Origin of the sequence: Streptomyces sp. XY006, from assembly GCF_002237655.1 — a bacterium.
Classification (GTDB): domain Bacteria; phylum Actinomycetota; class Actinomycetes; order Streptomycetales; family Streptomycetaceae; genus Streptomyces; species Streptomyces levis.
The window spans coordinates 1-18,183 of sequence record NZ_NOKT01000039.1 but is presented as its reverse complement, the minus strand read 5'-3'; the positions used below and the strand labels follow the sequence as shown (position 1 = coordinate 18,183).

General features: G+C 68.8%; 17 protein-coding genes, 1 other RNA gene and 1 pseudogene. 4 read left to right on the top strand and 15 right to left on the bottom strand.

Going from position 1 to position 18,183, the window contains the following annotated elements; genetic code table 11:
* Window positions 1-183: 183 nt before the first annotated feature.
* The 14 genes and pseudogenes from CHR28_RS33320 to CHR28_RS33250 all read right to left on the bottom strand — a co-directional run bounded on the left by CHR28_RS33320 (window position 184) and on the right by CHR28_RS33250 (window position 14,268).
* A complete protein-coding gene (locus CHR28_RS33320; protein WP_094057464.1) occupies window positions 184-978 on the bottom strand; it encodes a hypothetical protein in 795 nt (264 codons plus the stop codon).
* On the bottom strand, window positions 975-3,023 hold the full coding sequence (locus CHR28_RS33315) for a hypothetical protein (protein WP_143655941.1): 2,049 nt from the start codon (window positions 3,021-3,023) through the stop codon (window positions 975-977). The genes CHR28_RS33320 and CHR28_RS33315 overlap by 4 nt, the downstream gene beginning before the upstream one ends.
* The gene (locus tag CHR28_RS33310) at window positions 3,020-3,811 is read right to left on the bottom strand and encodes a hypothetical protein (RefSeq protein ID WP_094057462.1); all 792 of its coding nucleotides are present in this window, start codon (window positions 3,809-3,811) and stop codon (window positions 3,020-3,022) included. The genes CHR28_RS33315 and CHR28_RS33310 overlap by 4 nt, the downstream gene beginning before the upstream one ends.
* A gap of 111 nt (window positions 3,812-3,922) precedes the next feature.
* Complete coding sequence (locus CHR28_RS33305; protein WP_094057461.1) at window positions 3,923-4,627, bottom strand: Crp/Fnr family transcriptional regulator; 705 nt, start codon at window positions 4,625-4,627, stop codon at window positions 3,923-3,925.
* Window positions 4,628-4,647: 20 nt separating this feature from the next.
* Window positions 4,648-5,142 carry a Pycsar system effector family protein gene (locus CHR28_RS33300; RefSeq protein ID WP_256984558.1) on the bottom strand — a complete coding sequence of 165 codons (495 nt, stop codon included), beginning with the start codon at window positions 5,140-5,142 and terminating at the stop codon, window positions 4,648-4,650.
* A gap of 394 nt (window positions 5,143-5,536) precedes the next feature.
* Window positions 5,537-5,989, bottom strand: coding sequence for a hypothetical protein (locus CHR28_RS33295; protein ID WP_094057460.1), 453 nt, complete (start codon window positions 5,987-5,989; stop codon window positions 5,537-5,539).
* A gap of 208 nt (window positions 5,990-6,197) precedes the next feature.
* Complete coding sequence (locus CHR28_RS33290) at window positions 6,198-6,413, bottom strand: hypothetical protein (protein ID WP_256984557.1); 216 nt, start codon at window positions 6,411-6,413, stop codon at window positions 6,198-6,200.
* 459 nt (window positions 6,414-6,872) lie between these two features.
* Window positions 6,873-8,774, bottom strand: coding sequence for a UvrD-helicase domain-containing protein (locus CHR28_RS33280; protein ID WP_179272644.1), 1,902 nt, complete (start codon window positions 8,772-8,774; stop codon window positions 6,873-6,875).
* 1 nt (window position 8,775) lies between these two features.
* A complete protein-coding gene (locus CHR28_RS33275) occupies window positions 8,776-10,653 on the bottom strand; it encodes an ATP-dependent nuclease (protein ID WP_143655940.1) in 1,878 nt (625 codons plus the stop codon).
* 148 nt (window positions 10,654-10,801) lie between these two features.
* Entirely contained in the window at window positions 10,802-11,053 is a 252-nt protein-coding gene (locus tag CHR28_RS37575; protein ID WP_143655939.1) for a hypothetical protein, read from the bottom strand.
* A gap of 474 nt (window positions 11,054-11,527) precedes the next feature.
* An RNA gene (rnpB, locus tag CHR28_RS33270) (RNase P RNA component class A) lies at window positions 11,528-11,935 on the bottom strand.
* A gap of 115 nt (window positions 11,936-12,050) precedes the next feature.
* Window positions 12,051-12,797, bottom strand: a pseudogene (locus CHR28_RS39050) (DMT family transporter); the annotation flags it as partial.
* Window positions 12,798-12,849: 52 nt separating this feature from the next.
* Window positions 12,850-13,677 (bottom strand): helix-turn-helix domain-containing protein, encoded by an 828-nt coding sequence (locus CHR28_RS33255; RefSeq protein WP_094057455.1) that lies wholly within the window; start codon window positions 13,675-13,677, stop codon window positions 12,850-12,852.
* A 24-nt stretch (window positions 13,678-13,701) separates the two neighbouring features.
* Window positions 13,702-14,268 carry a Uma2 family endonuclease gene (locus CHR28_RS33250; protein ID WP_094057454.1) on the bottom strand — a complete coding sequence of 189 codons (567 nt, stop codon included), beginning with the start codon at window positions 14,266-14,268 and terminating at the stop codon, window positions 13,702-13,704.
* Window positions 14,269-14,405: 137 nt separating this feature from the next.
* On the opposite strand from CHR28_RS33250, the gene CHR28_RS33245 reads away from it, so the two are divergent.
* The 4 genes from CHR28_RS33245 to eda all read left to right on the top strand — a co-directional run bounded on the left by CHR28_RS33245 (window position 14,406) and on the right by eda (window position 17,343).
* Complete coding sequence (locus CHR28_RS33245; protein ID WP_094057453.1) at window positions 14,406-15,176, top strand: MerR family transcriptional regulator; 771 nt, start codon at window positions 14,406-14,408, stop codon at window positions 15,174-15,176.
* Entirely contained in the window at window positions 15,173-15,751 is a 579-nt protein-coding gene (locus CHR28_RS33240) for a hypothetical protein (RefSeq protein WP_094057452.1), read from the top strand. The genes CHR28_RS33245 and CHR28_RS33240 overlap by 4 nt, the downstream gene beginning before the upstream one ends.
* Window positions 15,752-15,794: 43 nt before the next feature.
* The gene (gene yaaA / locus CHR28_RS33235) at window positions 15,795-16,577 is read left to right on the top strand and encodes a peroxide stress protein YaaA (RefSeq protein ID WP_094057451.1); all 783 of its coding nucleotides are present in this window, start codon (window positions 15,795-15,797) and stop codon (window positions 16,575-16,577) included.
* 67 nt (window positions 16,578-16,644) lie between these two features.
* Window positions 16,645-17,343 (top strand): bifunctional 4-hydroxy-2-oxoglutarate aldolase/2-dehydro-3-deoxy-phosphogluconate aldolase, encoded by a 699-nt coding sequence (gene eda, locus CHR28_RS33230; protein ID WP_094057450.1) that lies wholly within the window; start codon window positions 16,645-16,647, stop codon window positions 17,341-17,343.
* Here the strand turns inward: eda and CHR28_RS33225 are convergent.
* Window positions 17,318-18,183, bottom strand: an 866-nt coding sequence (locus CHR28_RS33225; protein WP_179272643.1) for a bifunctional RNase H/acid phosphatase, incomplete at its 5' end; no start/stop codon positions are given. The genes eda and CHR28_RS33225 overlap by 26 nt on opposite strands.

Sequence of the window (18,183 nt, the reverse complement as noted above, 5' to 3'; positions counted from 1 at the left end):
CTTCGTCATGGGGGTCTTCGGCAAGATGCCCGTGGTGGCGGTACACTATTTCGTCCGGGTGACGTGTCACCCTGGCCAGCCGCCAGGCCGCGTCGTACGACATGCATCCGCGTTCCTGAGCGCGTAGACGCAGGGCCAGGAGGCTGGTTGCCGGGTCTAGCAGCCAGCGCAGGGCGAATATCTTCATAGGCCCACGCCCGTCTCGGCGGCCTGGTCTCGCTTGTCCTCTTTGGCGCCGCTTTCTGCTGGCTGAGCAGCGGCAGCCGACTCCTCCGCTGGCAGCCAGGGAACAGCGTCGGCCCACCCCATCTGTTCAAAGACGGTGCGCACGGTGGCGGTGAAGCGTGCATGCTGTCCCGGGTCGGCCCCCAGCTTCTCCCAGACGTACAGGAGTAGCCGGGCGATTCGTTCGGCCTTCGTGTGTGTGTCGTCAGCCGCTCCGACCAGCGGGAGCACTTTCTCCCGGAACGCGTCCCAGTCAAGACCGTTCAGGTCGTCAAGGTGCCGTTCGAGCCACCAGGTGCGCGCGGCATCTGGCTTGGTCAGAACGGTTGCTGTGAACCGCTCTCGTCGTTCCTGCTCCTGTCTGAGTTCAAGCGTTACCTGCCGCACGGCATCCTGGAACGTCTGGGCCCGGGCTGCATCCGGCTCGCTGAGCCTTAGGGTGATGCGTGCCCTCAGCCAGAGGCCAGGGCGGTCGTGGACGGCGTGCCACTGAGCCACTGCCAGGGTGAGTTTGCCTTGAGCGGTGTCGAGCTGTTCGGGCAGATGAGCCGTGGTGATGCCGCGCCCGGCAGCGTCCAAGGCCAGCCGGGCGGCGGCTCGGACGGCGGCGGCGCCGCTCGCCTTGATGGGGGCCGCCGCTCGGTAGGCGAGCGTGCCGCTGGCGTTGAATCGGATGCCGGGCAGAGATGTGGGCCATTGGCACCGGATCCGGCTGTACCGCCGGCTCCACCACGGGCCGGGTCCTGGCTTCACTGAGCCGATGCCTCCCGGGACGCAAGGTCTCGGTGGGCGGCCTGTTCGAGTACCTGCTGCCAGAACGGGTGGAGGGTGGACGTTTCGGCCACCATGAGCCGTCCGAGGCCGGAGCGAAGGCGCGGCGGAGTGAAGATGTCAGCAAGAAGGTCCAGGACCGCTTCCCGGCGATCCGCGTCTTCTTCGAAGCGCTCCCGCCAGCGCGCGAGGTGCGCTTCGGTCGCGTTGGTAGCGTCGTCTGTGGCCAGCAGTGCCTGCCATGCCCAGACGAATCGCTGCCTGGCCTCTGGCTTCTGGGCATCATCGAGGATCAGGTCTGTTCCCACGTCGCTTGAGACGAGTGCCAGGAAAGCTCCCAGGGTCTGCCGGCGCAGCCTGTCCTCGCTTTCGAGTCCTGTGTGGCTGAGCCATTGGTCGACGGCTTTGCGGACCTCGTTCGGTCGCTGCCGGGCAAGCTCTTCGAAGGCGTGGATCAACGCAGGTGTACCGAAGGCCTTGTGGCCTGCCGCTTTGCCCAGCCGTGTCAGGGCAAGGGCCGGTTGTTCGACTCCCCACCTGCCGGCGCAGATCTCGACGACCAGATCGACCCGGTCTGTCGACGGCTTGGTCGTGTCCACCCATTGACGCAGGCGGTCCCTGACGTAGCGGCCGAGTTCGGCGTCGCCGGCAGCGGTGGTGAGGGTTTCTACCGCCAGAGTGCGGCGAGTACCGGCGAGGCCGTTGGCCAAGCCGTCCAGGATGGCCCTGTCGTGGCGGTGCACCGCCAGCCGGAGCAGTGCGCGAGTAACCAGCCGCGCATCTTCTTCGGGGGTGCCGCGGTCCGCGGCAACGTCGGTGGCCCACTTGCGTAGCAGCTCGTGCTGCGTGGGGAACTCATCCCACAGGTGTCGCAGGAGAGCCTCCGGCAGTCCCTGTTTGGTCTTGTCGTGGTAGGCCCGGTCGCCGTCTCGGGAGATCTGTGCGGCCTCCAGTCTGCGCGATGTGGTGGCGTCGGTGAGGACGTGGGCGGCATCGCGCGAGACATTGAGTCGGGTGAGCAGATCGTCGGCTGCCTTGATGACGGAGCTGCGCTGCCCACCGTGCAGCAGGGCGCCCGCCCACACCGTGACCCGGGTGGACAGCAGTGTCGGGTCGCTGTCCTTTTTCGGGTCTTTGCTGAGCAGATCCTCGACCGTGGTGTGCCAGTCGCCGAACTCATCGACGAGGGCTGAGACGGCATCCTCATCGGGTGCGCTATTGACAAGGCGCGCCAGGCGGCGTGCCTCGCGTGCAGACGGGTTGGCGGACCAGATGGCGGTGAACTCCGCGCGGTTCAGCCAAACCAGGCGCTCCATGCGCTGAAGTGCCTTCAGCTCGGATTCCACCAGGCGGCGCGCATCGGGAGACTCCAGCGGGATGGTGAAGGCGAGGGTGGGCTCCGTCCAATGGCCGTACCAATCCGCTGGCGTGGCCAGTACGACGAGGAAGGAGCCGCGTTCCCGCAGCTGCGCTCCCAGCGTGGCCAGGTCCTCGCCGAACCGGTCGGCCGGCGGCTCGGGGATGTCGGAGAGGTCGAGGATGTACCCGGCGTGCCAGCCCTTCGGCAGCGGATTGGTCGACGGCTTGGACCACTCAGGTTCAAGGTCGAAGAGAGTCAGCCGGGCGTCCCCCGCGGCGCGTAGCAGCTTCACAGCAGCTGTTCGCCGACCGCTTCCCGGCGGGGCGCAGAGTACGACAATGCCGCATTCGTCCAAACGCTTGGTGGCGTGTGCCCACTGGGGTGCGTTTCGCGGCGGGATGAACCTGCCGTCTTCGCTCGCCGCGAGGGCAGGGTCGGTGCCGGTGATGGGAACTGGGAGGACTTGGTCGCCGTTCAGGTGCACGTTGAACGCCTGGATGCCGCCCTCACCGTACTGGTTGAAGTTGACGGGCTCCGATTGTGCGGCGCCGTTCGGCTGGCCGGTGGCTACCGGTGGTGCTGCCGGATGAGCTTGCGACTCGGTCGGCTCGGTTTGTGCCGGGCCTGGCTGCGTGCCGAGGTGTGGTGCGTGCTCCGGGTCAGTCATCCCTGTCCCCTTCCGGCGCCGTAGTGGTTGTAGGCCTGGACGCCGTCGGGGCCGTACTGGCTGAAGGTCACCGCGCCAGGTGCCGCAGGCGCCGACTGAGGTGAAGGCGCGGATGTGGGAACCTTCGTCGGCTGTCGGTCCGGTTCGGTAGTACCGGGCCGCTCGAAGATGTCTGGGTCCGCGAGCCCCCAGTCGAATCCGGGAATGTGCACCCAGGCCGGCTGCTGGAACTTCTTCACCTTCACCAGGTGTCGGACGAACTGGTCAGGCAGGACGTCGCCGTTGACGCAGCCGCTTTCGAAGACGTCCTCGTACACTCGCTGCGAGATGATCACTGCGGTGTTGGTGATTTCCGGGTTCGCGCGGTTGAGCAGGCCCCGCAGCGCGTCGTCGTCCAAGAGCCGGTGGGTGTGCACCATCGGCACGCCAAGCCCGCTGGGCGGCAGGGGGCCCACGTGAATGCTGACCCTCAATTGCAGAGGCACACCCGCGGGGGCCTCGGCACGTCGGCGTGAAAGCGCGTGCCGGAGCGCGTCGGGGAAGCAGCCCACCAGTGCAGGCAGAACCTCCGGGTCCATGCCGGCGACGTAGCCGTCGCCGGTGTGCTGGCCGAACATCCGCCGCTCCCAGTGAGCGCTCACGTTGCTGACGCTGAGCGCCTGCGCCAGCAACGGCGGGATATCGGCGTTCACCTGCTGCATGCCCTTGCTGTCCAGCGCACTGAAGTTCCGGGCGTCGACGGCCAGGACAGCCCGGTAGGGCCACAACGGCTCCCAAGACGGCAACACGTACCGCTCCTCTCGTCGCGTGTGTTTCACCGCGAATGACGGCGAAGGCCACCCTCATGGAGAGGCAGGGACGAAACGGTCCAGCATTGGACGGTACGGGCGTGCGGTGAGTCACATCGCGGGCGTGGCGTCCTCACTGCTTTTGACGCCACAGAGCTCTTCGCCCCGGGCGACTGCCCTGAGATGGCCCATGTCTGTGATGAGCAGACGTCGACGACCGAGGGTGAGGATGCCGGCTGACTGGAGCTGGCCCAGGGCTACAAGTGCGGACGAACGGCGCATGGCCGCCATGGTGGCCAGCTCTGTGCGAGGCATGCCCAGTTCCACGAGCAGACCGGCCTCTCCCTGGGGGTAACCGACTTCGTCCGCGAGGTGACTCACGACTCGGGCCACGCGTCCGGTGGGGGGCAGGTGCGCCAGGTCTGCCCGTAGGCGTTCGTGGCTGTTCAGCCGTTCCACGGTCAGCTGGTAGATGACTGTCTCCAGACGGTGCCGCTCCACGTAGCCCCGGAAGGCGTGGGCGGGCAGCACGATTCCGGTGCAGCGGCGCGCCGCGGTAACGGTGGCTGAGCGTGGACGGCCGAGTAAGACGCCCATTTCCCCGAGGACTTCGCCCGGTCCGCGCAGCGTCAGAGTCAGTTCGTCGCCGCTTTCGTTGCTCTGCACGACCTTCACCAGACCGTCGACCAATGCGATCACGCAGTCGGGCGACTCGCCCTGCGCGAGGAGCACGGAGTTGGATGGATAGGTCCGTCGACGTCCGCGGTCGACCAGGTCACGCCAGACGTCGACGGGTACCATTGAGCGGAAGTTCATCGCGGTGCCCTCCTAGCGCCTCATCCGACGACGGTCGCCAGACCGAAGGCGGCACAGCCCGCCACCCCCAACATCAGCGACCACTGCACCCGGCGGTGCTTGGTCCAAGCGATCTCACTCATCACCACCACCTGCCGGGCCAATGACGGCAGCGGGTCCTTGTCCCGAAGCGCCGCTTCCAGCACCTCCGGGTTCAGGTGCCGTACATGTCCGAAGTACAGAAAGTCGTCGTCGGCCTCCGGGCCTCGCCGCTCCTTGCGGAGGTTGGGTGAAATTGCCCAGGCCGCACAGCTGACTCCACCCACCATGAGCAGGACACCAATCCACAACAACAGCCCCGGCACGGTGGAGTTGAGATCACCAGCCACTCGCTTAGAGCTCGCCAGCAGACCCAAGACAGCCAACGCCGTGGACTGCATCGTCAGAGCAAACGATGCCTTCGAATCAGCCTTGGCTGTCCAATCGGCAACAGCTGCCTGAATACGCCACGCGGTCTCCGTCGGCTCAACCGCCATCAAGCTATCCCCCTAGCTGTCACGCCGGCGTCCACTCGCCGGGTCCCGGGCTGAAGCCTGGACACAGGAACCAGGCAAAAAACCCACGTGTGGCACTTTGGCCAAGAACGGGCACCCGTCGGCCGGGAGAGCCGCGAGACTCAGGCCCCCGTCTCAACTCGTCACACTTCAGCCGCCGCCCGCTTCCGGCGGGGAGACGGCACTCCGGGACCCTGGGGCACGCTCCCGGCTCAAGCCTTCTGGACGCCAAGACTGCAAGACGAGAACTGCAGGGCGGCAGACCCGACGAGCTCGGAAGCAGAAAGAAGGGGACCGCTTCGCCAGATGACAACGTGTCGCGTTCGTCGAACGCGCCTCAGCCCCGCACCGCACCGAGCTGAGGTGCGGATCGACTTCAGCTCCCGTCCTCCGCACGCTCCTTCTCCCGCAGGTACTCGTCCACGACGTCCGGATGGCGCCGCATGGCAGCTTTCAGTTGGCTTCTCCGATACCGGGCTCGTCCTTCTTCGACTCTCTGTTCCCAGCCAACGTGTGCATCGACGAGCCGCTCATTGATCAGAAATTCGATGACGTCCTCGATGCACGGCCGAAAACGCTTACCTCCGACTGGGATATGCAGTTTGTCGAGAGTGCGCTTCTGGTCATCCTTGCCGTTCAACGCCTCCAGAGCTGGCGACGTACCGTAGACCTGAACGTGCGCGCTGGTGTATCTGTCCTTTTCGCGCTCGTAGTCAAAGTGACAGAGACACGACTCCAGGCCCTGGTCAGCAAAAATGGCACAATATGACGAATGTACCGTCAGAAACGAGCCCTCATCGTCGAGACGCAGCTGAAAAGACAGACTCATCCAAGCGCGAGGGTTCTTGTTGTCGACACGCAGCGGAAAGGCCTGAGGTTGGGTCGGGTTGCTGCGGGACAGGCCGTGGCCAAGAGTGAAAACGGGGCCAACTCCGGACCGAGGACGGAGCACGGCCGCAATGCGTACGTGCTGACACACAGTCCCGTTGAGTGTCTTCTGTAACTCCTGAGCAAATGCACGAGCCTGTCGCTCAAGCTCAGAGGTCAACCGTGCCGCCGATCGACACCCAGAGCGCGTGGGCCTGTGCGGACGTGAAGTAACCGCTGCGCGCCTGCTCCTCAAGCTGAGCATACGTCAGGCCAATCTCATCTAACGCGCGCTGCGCCGCGGCCTGGTACTCCTCATCAGAAACCACGATCACAACGTCGTCATCATGATCTGTTTGCCACTGCTCGTTGATCGTCACACTCATCGCATACCCCCCAAGGCTGCGTCTGGCTCTGCCAGTGTGCCCCATGACACTGACAGCATCCCGTATTCACGACCTCGCCGACAGTGACATACCCCGATTGGTGGAACTGTTACCAGCCATCTCGACAACCGAAGGTGAACCACGCCTCCCTTCCCCCTTACGCGCAGCATGTGAGTCCGGTTCACAGCGTGCCCGCATCAGTTGGCGGTGGATGACTCCGCGGTACTCGGCAGATCTCGTCGCCAGCCGGTGCATCACCGTGGAGGCCTCGTTGCGCAGCGCCTCGGCGCGAGGTGCGGGCGCCAGTCCTGCCCGTACCAGCAGCGGGTTCTGGAGCACTCGGGGCAGCTGGGCCAGGGCGTAGCTCCTGGCCCCAGGAAAGGTGCGTGAAAGAGCAACCTACGACTCCCTGCTGGGACGAAGAAGGGAACGGTCACCGCCGTTCGCGGCCAGGCTCTGCTACAACCAGGGATCCGTGACATGGTGGATGGCCCAGCCCCGCTCGGCCAAAGCCTCGGTGTATGGTTCAGCCCGCTCCCGCAAGGCAGCCAGGGCAAGCAGGTGAGTGGGGCGAGTGGCTCCGACGAAGATGAGTTGTGCCGCTCGGCGGACTGTCGCGGAAGCACCGGCGATGTCGCCGGCTCCGGCCAGCACTGCCAGTACCTCCGAGACGTCGTGCTTCTTGCCGGTCCTGTCTAGGCATTCAAGGACGAGGGTTGCGGCATGCGTTTCACCCTTGGCGCTCTGAATGGTGCCGGCCACTGCGGATACGTGGCCGGAGTCGTCGATGTGGCGATGTGCGTCCGGTTCTGCTTCGGGAAGGTAGGCAGTCGGATCTTGCAGAGCGGAGAGGTCGTCCCATGGTGCTTGAGTGAGTTCGGGCAGCGTCTCAAGCAGTTGCCGCGTCAGCCGTCCCCAACTTTGCTCATCGTCCAGTGGGTCGGTCAGTAGCGAGTTCAGCAATGCGCGGATGCGTCCGCCGGCTGTGCTGGGGTGGCGGTCGAGACGGGCAAGTGGAGGGAGACCTTCTGGGGCGCAAGGGCGGACGGCGCCACGCACCGTGTTCCAGAGCTGCTGGACAGCCGCATGGCTGTCACCATGCCGGCGCTGCTCCCGCGCGGTACGGACCGACGTGATGAGGAGGCCACGAGTCTCGCCGCGGCCGGGGAGCTGGAAGCCGGGGATGTAACACGCCAGGGATTGGGGAAACTTGGCGGAGCTGCCCGGGTGTCGTCGGGCGCCCAGCACCCTGGGGGGATTGTGCAGGAGCACGTGCCGGGGGACCAGAGAGCCAGCCAGGCGCTCGAAGACGGGCACCACCTGGTCGATAGAGTCCTGGTCGAAGAGCAGCAGGGCGATGCTGCCCTCGTGTCCTGTGCCTTCGATGCGCTGTGGGCGGTGGACGGTGAGGTCGCTGGCCAGGGCGGCGATCTTGTTTCCGAATCTCCGGCTGACTGGGAGTTCGGCGGACATGGGCAGGGGGAAGGCGGAGGGGCTGGTCTGGGTGTCTCCGCGGTCGTCGAAGATGCGCTGGTTGATGTCTCCGACGCGCTGGACGACGGTGTGTCCGTCGGTGAAGACCTTGTCCAGCAGTCGTTGCTGCATGGAGCTGGTGTCCTGCATCTCGTCCAGCAGGACGAAGGGGAAGCGCGTGGCCGTGGCTTCAGCCAGGGTCGGATTTCGCAGCAGATGGCGTTCCGCGATCGCGAACATGTCGTCGTAACGGAAGACGCCGGCTCGGGCGAGTCGGCGTTTGAGGTGGTCGAATTGTTTTCCGCTGTTGGTGTCGGCGGAGAAGGGAAGCGGCCGTGTGGTGACCACGGTCAGTTGGCTTCCTTCGCAGACGAAGCGGGCCTCGGAGATGAGTTGGTGGCCGTCTCGCTGGCGCTCCAATGTGCCCTTGAGGACTCGGTAGCGGGGGCGGTCCAGTTGCCGGAGTGCTGCTGCTGCGTAGGCGTCGTCGTCCACCGTCTGGATCTCGACGTTCATGGAGCGCAGGGCGGGCAGCGCGAGGAAGGTGTTGACGAAGGACTGGATGGTGCCGATGAAGTGCGGGTAGTGCAGCAGGTTGCGGCCGGCCGGTACCGCGTCGAGGCGGGCCGTGATCTCGTCCTTGGCCGTGTTGGTGTGGGAGATGACGCACACGCCGCGCGTCGCTGACCTCCATCCTTGGGCTAAGAGCGCCAGTTTGAGGCCCACGAGGCTGGTCTTGCCCGAGCCGGGTGCGGCCTGGAGGTCCAGGGAGATCATCTGCTGGATGAAGTCCCATTGTTCCTGGTGCGGGAGGTCGAGTCCGAGGAGCGCGGCGGCTGCCTCGATCCGGTCCTTGGCGAAGGAGGCAGGATCGTACGGAATCGTCATGTCACGCCCCGCTGCAAAGGTGGCTGAAGGCATCGCGCAGATAGGGCGGCAGATCGTCGTCCGTCAGCGTGACGTTCTTCAGCAGGCGAGCCGCGTGCTGGGCGGCGATGGCCTTGCTCGCGTTCTTCATGCGCAGGGGCCGGTAGACGCGCAAGCCGACCTCGGGCAGCCCAATGCCTTCCGCTTCCCAGGCCTTGACCTCGCCTGTTGCTCGCCGCTCGGTCTCGTCCAACTTGTCTGCTGCGGGCCATGACCGCTCAGAGATGCGGGCGCACTGGATCGCCTGGTGCATGACGGTGGCCAGTGGCCAAGACGCGGCCGCCAGGTCGTACTCCAGAGTCCAGTGGTCGGATACGTAGGTCTGGACGTTGCCGCTGTCCCCGGCCTTCAAGAGCACGAGGTGGGCGGCGATCTCCGCCGGGGTCATCTCGTCCGAGCTGCGCAGTTCGCCGCGCATGTCTTTCGGGGTGTTTTTCGGGACCAGATCCCGGTCGCGGATGCGGGCGACGGCGACGGGGATCTGCTCACCGCTGCGCTGGAAGATGCGACTGTAACGGAACAGGCCCGTGTGTCCAACATTGACCACGCTGACGCCGGCTCGGCTGAAGGATCGGCCGGTTGCCTGGGCGAGAGCCGGCAGCAGCAGAGCTTCCGCGTCCCCCTCGACGATGGCGACGGCGCGTGCGAAGAACAGGTTCGCCTTGGTCACGTCGAGGAAGCGGGAGAGGAAGGCGTAGTCGCCGGCCTCCAGCTGTGTCCAGTCGGGGGCCAGGCTGAAGGCCTTGCCGCGCGCCACGAGGGTGAGGTGCTGGACCGGTACGGCGCAGGCGAGGTGGGGGCTGTGCGTGCTGAGGATGACCTGCACCCGCGGGCTGGATTCCTCGGCGCGTTCTTGCAGGAGTTCCATCACCCGGCTTTGGAGCTGGGGATGGAGATGAGCCTCGGGTTCCTCGATCAGCAGGAGCGGCGCGGTCTCGCTGTTGCCGAGCAGCAGCAACTCGGCTGCCATGAAAAGGGCGTTGTTGTATCCGAGTCCTCGCTTGGTCCATTCCTCCGCTCCGCCCACTCCCGTGGACAGTTTCAGTTCCAGCCGCTCCAGTGCGCGGGGGAGGGTGGCGTCGCCGGCGACTCCGATTTCTCCGCGCAGGACGTCGGAGCCGATCGAGAACTTCTCCAGGTAGTCGGTGTTGATGGCGTCGCGCGCCTCCGCCACGGCGGTGTTGGCGCTGATGTGGTGTTCGGCCCTGCTGAGGATGCCGACCAGCGTCGTCGCTGTGTCGTTGTCTGCGTCGAAGTCGTTTTCGGTCTGCTTGGCGATGGCGGGATAGCTGGCGAGGATGTGCGACAGCCGTGATCCGCGACCGGAGCGCAGCTCGGCCTCGGCATCGCGCAGGGGTCTGAGATAGGTGGCCTTGAGCAGTTCCCGGGCTGCGCCGTCGAGCGCCGGCCCCTTGCCGTCGGGCCCGGTCCGTGTGGTGACCGACACTCGGTTCGACCGCAGCGGATCCATCAACTGCGCCTTGAGGGTGACGTAGAGAGTCGTCTCACCGCTCTCCTCAGTGGTGACCAGCTCCAGGAACGTTCCCTGTTCCTGAACGGTGAGACCCCGGAACACGCATGTGATGGTGAACGTGTCCACCCGTCCGTTGCGTCCCGCGTGGAAGTCGTCCTTGGTGATGCGGTAGAAGTCAGCCGCCGTCGTGAGCAGGCACAGCCGGATCGCGTCGACGATCGCTGTCTTCCCGCTGTCGTTCTCCCCCACCAGCACGCTGATGCCCGGGCCGAAGTCGATTCGCAGCGACGTGTCGTCGTCTCCCTGCCGCTGCGGCGCCGGGCCGAAGATCCGAAAATTTTCGGCCCGCACATGTGCCAGGTACACCGAAGCTCCCCCCGGACAAGCCCGCACCCCTGCACAGCACAGGCGACAACAGCCGCCTCAAGTGCCCCACCCATTGCGGCTCGTGGCGCAAGCATACGAGAGTCACGTACACCCCGAAGAGGGAAACGTGCTCGCTGATATCCGAGTGTCAGCAGCCGACCGCAGTGATCTCCCCGGCTTCGCGCACGACCAGGCCCGGAAAGTACCCGCGCCCCAGATCGTCGTCGTACATCAGATCCCATAACAGGGAGCGGGCCACCTCGAACGGCACGGAGCCCTTGAGGTTTGAGAACGGTACCGGGTCCGCAACATTGGCGAACCGATTCCGCTCGATACGGTCATGGCTGCACCAAGGCTTTCGCCCGCGCACCGCAGCACGCAGCAGGTGAAGCCCCGCCACTGAGTGCCGCTGGTCGGTCGTGAGGGAAGGGGAGTCAGCACGCCGCTCTCACCGCGACGGCAACGCATCTTCACCCTGGGTGACGCAGTAAGAGCCGACTCGGACGCGCTCTCCCCCTCCCCCGTCAAACCTCACCGGCCAGGAGAGTACGCCAGGCCTGCAACCGCCGCCCTGCCTACGCGCTCCAAGACCCAGACGCCGGCTTGCTACAGGCGAGGGCGCGCCGAGGCGACATGTCGGACAGTATTTCCCGGTCGGGCGATGGTGTCTTGCAGCCATCCTCGACTGCTCTATGGAACTGCCCGGTACCCAAAACGCCCCGTCCGTCCCTTATGGATGCGACAAGACGGGCAGTACACGGCGTACATCGTCAGCTTGTCGCCCCTGTGTCCGGTTCGAATCCGACCCGGAATCGACCCGAGTGGCTTTGCCACTCCGAGAAAACGGCCTCTGACCTGCAAAAATAAGGGGCGGCAGACGAGTCGGGCTGTACGCCGGGTTCTGTTCCCCGGTTCCCTCGCGGGAGCCGGGGCGACGGCCATCCATCTAGGGCCGGTGTTGCCACCGGCCTCGTGCGGTCTACCCGCGGACTCGGGCGGGCAGCCCTCGGTCGTCCGCGCAGAGCGCCTTTCACAGCGCTCCTCTTGACCTTGCTCCGGGTGGGGTTTACCTAGCTGCCTGAGTCACCTCAGGCACTGGTGGTCTCTTACACCACCGTTTCACCCTTACCCAGCACCGAGGTGCTGGGCGGTTTGCTTTCTGTGGCACTGTCCCGCGGGTCACCCCGGGTGGCCGTTAGCCACCACCCTGCCCTGTGGAGCCCGGACGTTCCTCGGGGAGCTCCCCGTCAGGGGGACTCCACGCGGCCGTCCGCCCGGCTCGTCTGCCGTGTCGACCATGGTACCCGGCGTGGCGCGGGCTTCGGCGCCGCCGCCGTGGCCAGGACCGAGCCCGCCAGGATCAGGGCGAAGGCGGCCAGCACCGTCGGGGTCAGGTGCTCGTCCAGGAAGACGGCGCCCGCGGCCACCGCGACCGCCGGGTTGACGTACGTGATAACGGACGCGCGGGTCGGGCCGGCCTCCTTGATCAGTTCCAGGAAGGCCACGAAGGCGACGGCCGTGCAGACCACGCCGAGGGCCGCGAGGGCGACGAGGGTCTCGGGTGAGGGCAGGGTGGCGGGGCGCGAGGCGACGGCCGCCGGGGCGTAGACCAGGGCGGCCAGGGCCAGGCAGGGCGTGATGAGGTGCAGGGTCGGGACGTCCTTGAGGTGGCGGCTGGCGATCAAGGGGGCCGTGGCGTAGCCGACGACCGTCACCAGGACCTCCGCCAGTGAGAAGGCGTCGCCGCCGGTCAGGTGGGGGACGGTCAGGACGCCCACGCCGGCCAGGCCCAGCGCGAGGCCGGAGATCCGGCGGGTGCCCAGCGACTCGGCCGCGCCGAAGAAGCGGGCGAGGAGGACCCCGACGATGGGGACGCCCGCGATCAGCAGGCCCGCGGTGGAGCTGGAGAGGTGGCGTTCGGCGTCGGTCAGGGTGTACCAGGGGCCGACGATCTCGATGACCGCGAAGGCCAGCATCGGCTTCCAGTGCGTCCGCACGGTGCGGGCCAGGCCCGGCTGGCGCAGGGCGAAGGGCAGCAGGAGGGCGGCGCCGAGCGCGCAGCGCGCGAACACCACGGCGGACGGGGACAGTTCGTCCACCGCCACCTTGATCAGCAGATAGGGGACGCCCCAGACGACTCCCATCAGGGCGAACAGCAACCAGCCGCGTGCAGTCATGGGACGAGTCTCGGCCGTCTCAGCCCGCCGTGTCTTGAACGCTGTTGCGGTACGCCGCCGGGGTCACGCCCAGGACACGGCGGAACCAGCGGGTGAGATGGGCCTGGTCGGCGAAGCCGACGAGGCCGGCGACCTCGGCGGGGCGCAGGCCGGATTCCAGCAGGCGCCGGGCGCGGGCCACCCGGTGCTGGGCGAGCCAGGCGTACGGCGGTACGCCCATGGTCGTGCGGAAGGCGCGCAGCAGCTGGTAGCGGGAGAGGCCGAGGTCGGTGGCGAGGGCGGCGAGGGACGGGGGGTCCAGCAGTTCGTCGGCGAGGCGGTCGCGCACCGTGCGGGCGATGTGGCCGGCGCCCGGCACGGTGTCGCTCGCCGCGCGGGCCGTGGAGTGGCGGTGCGCCAGGGCGGTGAGCAGCCAGGGCAGGCGGGACTCGGCCTCCAGCGGGTCGGGGCAGGCGCTGATGTCGGTGTGGGCGGCGCGCAGGGCGGCGGCGAGTTCCGGGTCGTGCAGGACGGGCTCGCGGAAGTGCGGCGGGCCGCCGAGGGTGCCGTCGGCGAGCAGGGCCGGGGCGGCGTAGAGGGCCTGGTAGGCGTAGCCGTCGGAGGCGGCCGGCCCACCCGTGTGCATCTCGCCCGGCTCCAGCACGACGATCGACCCGGGGTAGGAGTGGATGTGCCCGCCCCGGTAGGCGATGACCTCCGCCCCGCCGACGGTGACACCGACGGTGAACTCGTCATGGGCGTGGGGCGCGTAGGTGTGCCGGTCGAAGTGCGCGGTGAGCAGATCCAACGGCACCCCGCCCCGCCCCAGCCGGGCGCGGGTCCAGCTGGCTCGTTCCCGTATCCCCATGACACACCCCCCGGCCCCAGGGGATCAGAGCAGGTCCGCGGTGTCCAGCTCGAAGGCGAACGGTTCCGGGAGAGCGAGCGACTTACCGAACGCGGCGGTGGCGAGACGGCGGTAGTCGTCGCGCTCCGGCTCACTGAACAGCGTCGCCGCCCCGGCGTCCCGGTCCACGAGCAGGTAGAACGGAATGCCGCCACGGGCGTAACAGCGGCGTTTGGCGACCCGGTCGATCTCCGACCTGGCGCCGGTCACTTCCAGCACAAGGGTCACTCCCGCACAGGGCATCCAGGCAGGCGCCCCCCGGAAGATCCTTGGCGCGCCGGCGACGATCGTGCCGTCCGGGATCACGTGGTCCTGGGCGCAGCCGGGCGCGTTCCCCAGCTTCAGCCCTTTGTTCGCGGAGAACTCGACGTCGGGTTCGCTTCGGAGGAGGAGCTGGCGCGTGAGCCGGCTGATGCAGTGCTCGTGGTGTCCGTCCGGCAGCGGGGTGAGGACGAATTCCCCTACGACGAGTTCCCCCCGGAAGCCCTCCGGCGTGTCCAGACGGACGAACCAGTCCAGCAGCAGCTTCTGTGTGTACGGGTCCGGTGTCATGGTGTAACCGCTTCTCCCTCGCTCGCTCGGCGTCAGCAGCATGGGGGCATTCCGGGGACACGGGCGGCAAGAGCGCCGCGGTTCGTCCGATCGGGCGGGCTTGACCCTGTCGTTGCGGCAACGTTTTGACTGGTGGTATGCGGATCGGAGAAATCGCCGCCGTCGTGGGGGTCACCACGCGGGCCGTGCGGCACTACCACCATCAGGGGCTGCTGCCCGAGCCGGAGCGGCGGGCCAATGGGTACCGGGAGTACACGCTGCGGCACGCGGTCGTGCTGGCGCGGATCCGGCGGCTGACGGAGCTGGGGCTGGGGCTCGCCGAGGTGCGGGACGTGCTCGCGGACGACGCCGGCAAGGACCTCGCCGAGGTGCTGACCGAGCTGGACGCGGACCTGGCGCGGCAGGAGGAGGCCATCCGGGAGCGGCGCGGGCGGCTGCGGGCGCTGCTGGAGGCGGAGGGCGGGTTGCCGAAGGAGGGGCCCGTCTCGCCCGAGCTGGCCGCGCTGTTCGCCGGGACCGCGCATCTCACGGACAGCCCCATGGCGGCCAAGGACCGCGAGATCATCGCCTTCCTGGAGACCTCCATGCCACCCGGCGCACGCGAGCGGATGGTGGCGTCGATCGGGGAGGCGCTGGGGAGTCCGGAGGCCGTGGCACGGGCCGGTGAGGCGTACGCGCTGCTGGACGCGCTCGCCGACGCCCGGCCGGACGACCCGCGGGTCGAGGGGGCGGCCCGGGCACTGGCCGGCTGCATCCCGCCGGGGCTGTTCCCGGAGGCCGGGGAGGTCGGCGAGGACGACGGCGTGCTGCGCGCGTTCTACGACGACCTGGCCCCGGCGCAGGCGGAGGTGATCCGCCGTGCGCTGCGGATCCTGGCCGGACAGCGGCGAGCGGAGCGGCCGCGATGAGGGCCGTCCGGAGGCTGCTGGGCCACGAGGTGCGGGTGCTGGTGAGCCTGGTGCTGTGGGCGGCCCGGCGTACGCACGGGACGAGGGGCGGGACGGCCTACGGGTACGCGCGCGGGCAGGGCGCGATGATGGCCGGTTTCGCGTTCGTATGCGTCGTCGAGACGGTCGCGCTGTCCGTGCTGCTCCGGGACCTCCCGGCCGTGCACGCCGTGTTCCTGTTCCTGGACGTGTACGGCGTGGTCGTGGTCGTCGGGCTGCACGCCTCGTCCGTGGTGCGCCCGCACGTGCTGGATACGGACCGCGGAACCCTGCGGATACGGCGGTACGTGCACGTCGACCTGTGCGTGCCGCTGGACCGGATCGCCTCGGTGCGGCGCGAGCTGCGCATGACGCACGAGCGGGCCGACGGCGAGCTGAACGTCGAGGTCGGCTCGCAGACGACCGTCACGCTCGAACTGACCGAGCCGGTCACCCACGTCTCCTTCCTCGGCCGGCGGCGCGAGGTCAGGGTCGTCCGCTTCCACGCCGACGACGCCGACGGCCTGGTCCGCGCCCTCGGCCCTGCCCGGGTGTGAGTCCCCCGTACCCTGGCGGCGGAGTTCGATCGAAGGAGTACGCGTGCTTGTCCTGCTGCCGCCGTCCGAAGGAAAGGCCTCGTCCGGGCGGGGTGCGCCGCTGAAGCCGGAGTCGCTGTCCCTGCCGGGGCTCGCCGAGGCCCGGGAGGCGGTCCTGACCGAGCTGGTCGAGCTGTGCTCGGGCGACGAGGACAAGGCGCGCGAGGTGCTGGGCCTCAGCGAGGGGCTGCGCGGCGAGGTCGCGAAGAACGCCGGGCTGCGGACGGCGGGGGCGCGCCCGGCCGGGGAGATCTACACCGGCGTGCTGTACGACGCGCTCGGCCTGGCGACGCTCGACCCGGCGGCCAAGCGGCGCGCGGCGCGGTCGCTGCTCGTGTTCTCCGGGCTGTGGGGTGCCGTGCGGGTGACGGACCGGATCCCGTCGTACCGGTGCTCGATGGGCGTGAAGCTGCCGGGGCTCGGGGCGCTGGGCACGCACTGGCGTACGCCGATGGCCTCGGTGCTTCCCGAGGTGGCCGGGGACGGGCTGGTGCTGGACCTGCGGTCGGCCGCGTACGCCGCCGCGTGGAAGCCGAAGGGCGAGGTCGCGGAGCGGACGGCGACCGTGCGGGTGCTGCACGCGCCGACCCGGAAGGTGGTCAGCCACTTCAACAAGGCGACGAAGGGGCGGATCGTGCGGAGTCTGCTGTCCGCCGGGGTGGCTCCGCGATCCCCCGCCGAGCTGGTGGAGGCGCTGCGGGACCTCGGCTACGTGGTCGAGGCCGGGGCACCGGCGAAGGCCGGGCAGGCGTGGGCGCTGGACGTGCTGGTGGACGAGGTCCACTGACCCAGTCGCATTGCACTCTACGCAACGCGCTTTGCGCACGCTGCATCCACAACGGCAGGATGACGCCATGACCTCGTCCGCCGACTCCTCCGGCTCCTCCGGCTCCTCCGGCTCCTCCGGCTCCTCCGCCCTGCCCGCCTCCGTGCTGGACCTCGCGCCCGTCGTCCCCGTGGTCGTCGTCGAGGACGTCGGCGACGCCGTGCCGCTGGCGCGGGCGCTGGTCGCCGGGGGGCTGCCGGCGATCGAGGTGACGTTGCGGACGCCCGTGGCCCTCGACGCGATCCGGGCCATCGCCCGGGAGGTCCCGGAGGCGGTGGTCGGAGCCGGCACGGTGATCAGCCCCGGGCAGGTCGCACAGGCGGTGGCGGCCGGGGCCCGGTTCCTGGTCAGCCCCGGCTGGACCGAGGGGCTCCTGGAGGCGATGCGGACCTCCGGCGTGCCGTTCCTGCCGGGGGTGTCCACCACGTCCGAGGTCGTGGCCCTGCTGGAGCGCGGGGTGCGGGAGATGAAGTTCTTCCCGGCGCAGGCGGCGGGCGGCACGGCGTATCTGAAGTCGCTGGCCGGGCCGCTGCCGCAGGCGCGGTTCTGCCCGACGGGCGGGATCGGGCCGGACTCCGCGCCGGACTATCTGGCGCTGCCCAACGTCGGGTGCGTCGGGGGCAGCTGGATGCTGCCGCCGGACGCGGTCGCGGGCGGCGACTGGGGGCGGGTCGAGGAACTGGCCCGGGCGGCGGCGGGGCTCAGCGCAGGTGGGACGTGTCGTTGAGGAGACGGACGCTGGCGTTGCCGTCCGCGTAGTAGGCCACGGCCGACAGGGACGCGGCCGACAGCTCCATGCGGAACAGGGACTCGGGCGGGGCGCCGAGGGCGAGCCGGACGAAGGTCTTGATCGGGGTCACGTGCGTGACGAGCAGGACCGTGCGGCCCTGGTGGGCGGCGATCAGCTTGTCCCGGGTGACGGCGATCCGCTCGGCGGTCGCGGCGAAGCTCTCGCCGCCGCCGGTGGGTTCGGCGTCCGGGGAGGCCAGCCAGGCGTTCAGGTCGTCGGGGTGGCGTTCGCGCACCTCGGCGAAGGTGAGGCCCTCCCAGGCGCCGAAGTCGGTCTCGCGCAGCCCGTCCTCGATCTCCACGTCCAGCCCGAGCCGGGCCGCGACGATCCCGGCGGTCTCCCGGGTCCGGGCGAGGGGCGACGACACGACCGCCTGGATCGTCCCGCGCCGGGCCAGCAGGGCCGCCGCGCGTTCGGCCTGCTCCCGCCCCGTGTCGGAGAGCGAGGGGTCGGTGCCCCCACTCCCCGAGAACCGCTTCTGCGGCGTCAACGGCGTCTCCCCGTGCCGCAGCAGCACAAAGGTGGCAGGAGCCCCCATATCAGCGGGCGCCCACCCGGGCGCCGCGACGGTCTTGGCAGCCCGCGCATCGGCGCCGGCCTGCGCGGCACGGCCGTCGGCCTGCACGGCAGTGGCGCCCGGCTTCGGGGCACGGCCGTCGGCGGAGTCCTCGGCCTCAACGGCCTGGGCGCCGGCGTCCGCCGTCCCGGCGCCGCCGGCCGCCACGGCCCGCGCGGCGCGCGCATCGGCGGCAGCCGCCGGGCGGACGGCACCACCGT

Excerpts from the sequence above, each read along its gene's own strand:
- CHR28_RS33280 (WP_179272644.1), bottom strand. The coding sequence starts at position 8,774 with ATGACGATTCCGTACGATCCTGCCTCCTTCGCCAAGGACCGGATCGAG.
- eda (WP_094057450.1), top strand. The coding sequence starts at position 16,645 with ATGACCTCGTCCGCCGACTCCTCCGGCTCCTCCGGCTCCTCCGGCTCC.
- CHR28_RS33245 (WP_094057453.1), top strand. The coding sequence starts at position 14,406 with ATGCGGATCGGAGAAATCGCCGCCGTCGTGGGGGTCACCACGCGGGCC.
- CHR28_RS33300 (WP_256984558.1), bottom strand. The coding sequence starts at position 5,142 with ATGGCGGTTGAGCCGACGGAGACCGCGTGGCGTATTCAGGCAGCTGTT.
- CHR28_RS33240 (WP_094057452.1), top strand. The coding sequence starts at position 15,173 with ATGAGGGCCGTCCGGAGGCTGCTGGGCCACGAGGTGCGGGTGCTGGTG.
- CHR28_RS33255 (WP_094057455.1), bottom strand. The coding sequence starts at position 13,677 with ATGGGGATACGGGAACGAGCCAGCTGGACCCGCGCCCGGCTGGGGCGG.
- CHR28_RS33295 (WP_094057460.1), bottom strand. The coding sequence starts at position 5,989 with ATGAGTCTGTCTTTTCAGCTGCGTCTCGACGATGAGGGCTCGTTTCTG.
- CHR28_RS33315 (WP_143655941.1), bottom strand. The coding sequence starts at position 3,023 with ATGACTGACCCGGAGCACGCACCACACCTCGGCACGCAGCCAGGCCCG.
- CHR28_RS33250 (WP_094057454.1), bottom strand. The coding sequence starts at position 14,268 with ATGACACCGGACCCGTACACACAGAAGCTGCTGCTGGACTGGTTCGTC.
- CHR28_RS33290 (WP_256984557.1), bottom strand. The coding sequence starts at position 6,413 with ATGAGTGTGACGATCAACGAGCAGTGGCAAACAGATCATGATGACGAC.
- CHR28_RS33305 (WP_094057461.1), bottom strand. The coding sequence starts at position 4,627 with ATGAACTTCCGCTCAATGGTACCCGTCGACGTCTGGCGTGACCTGGTC.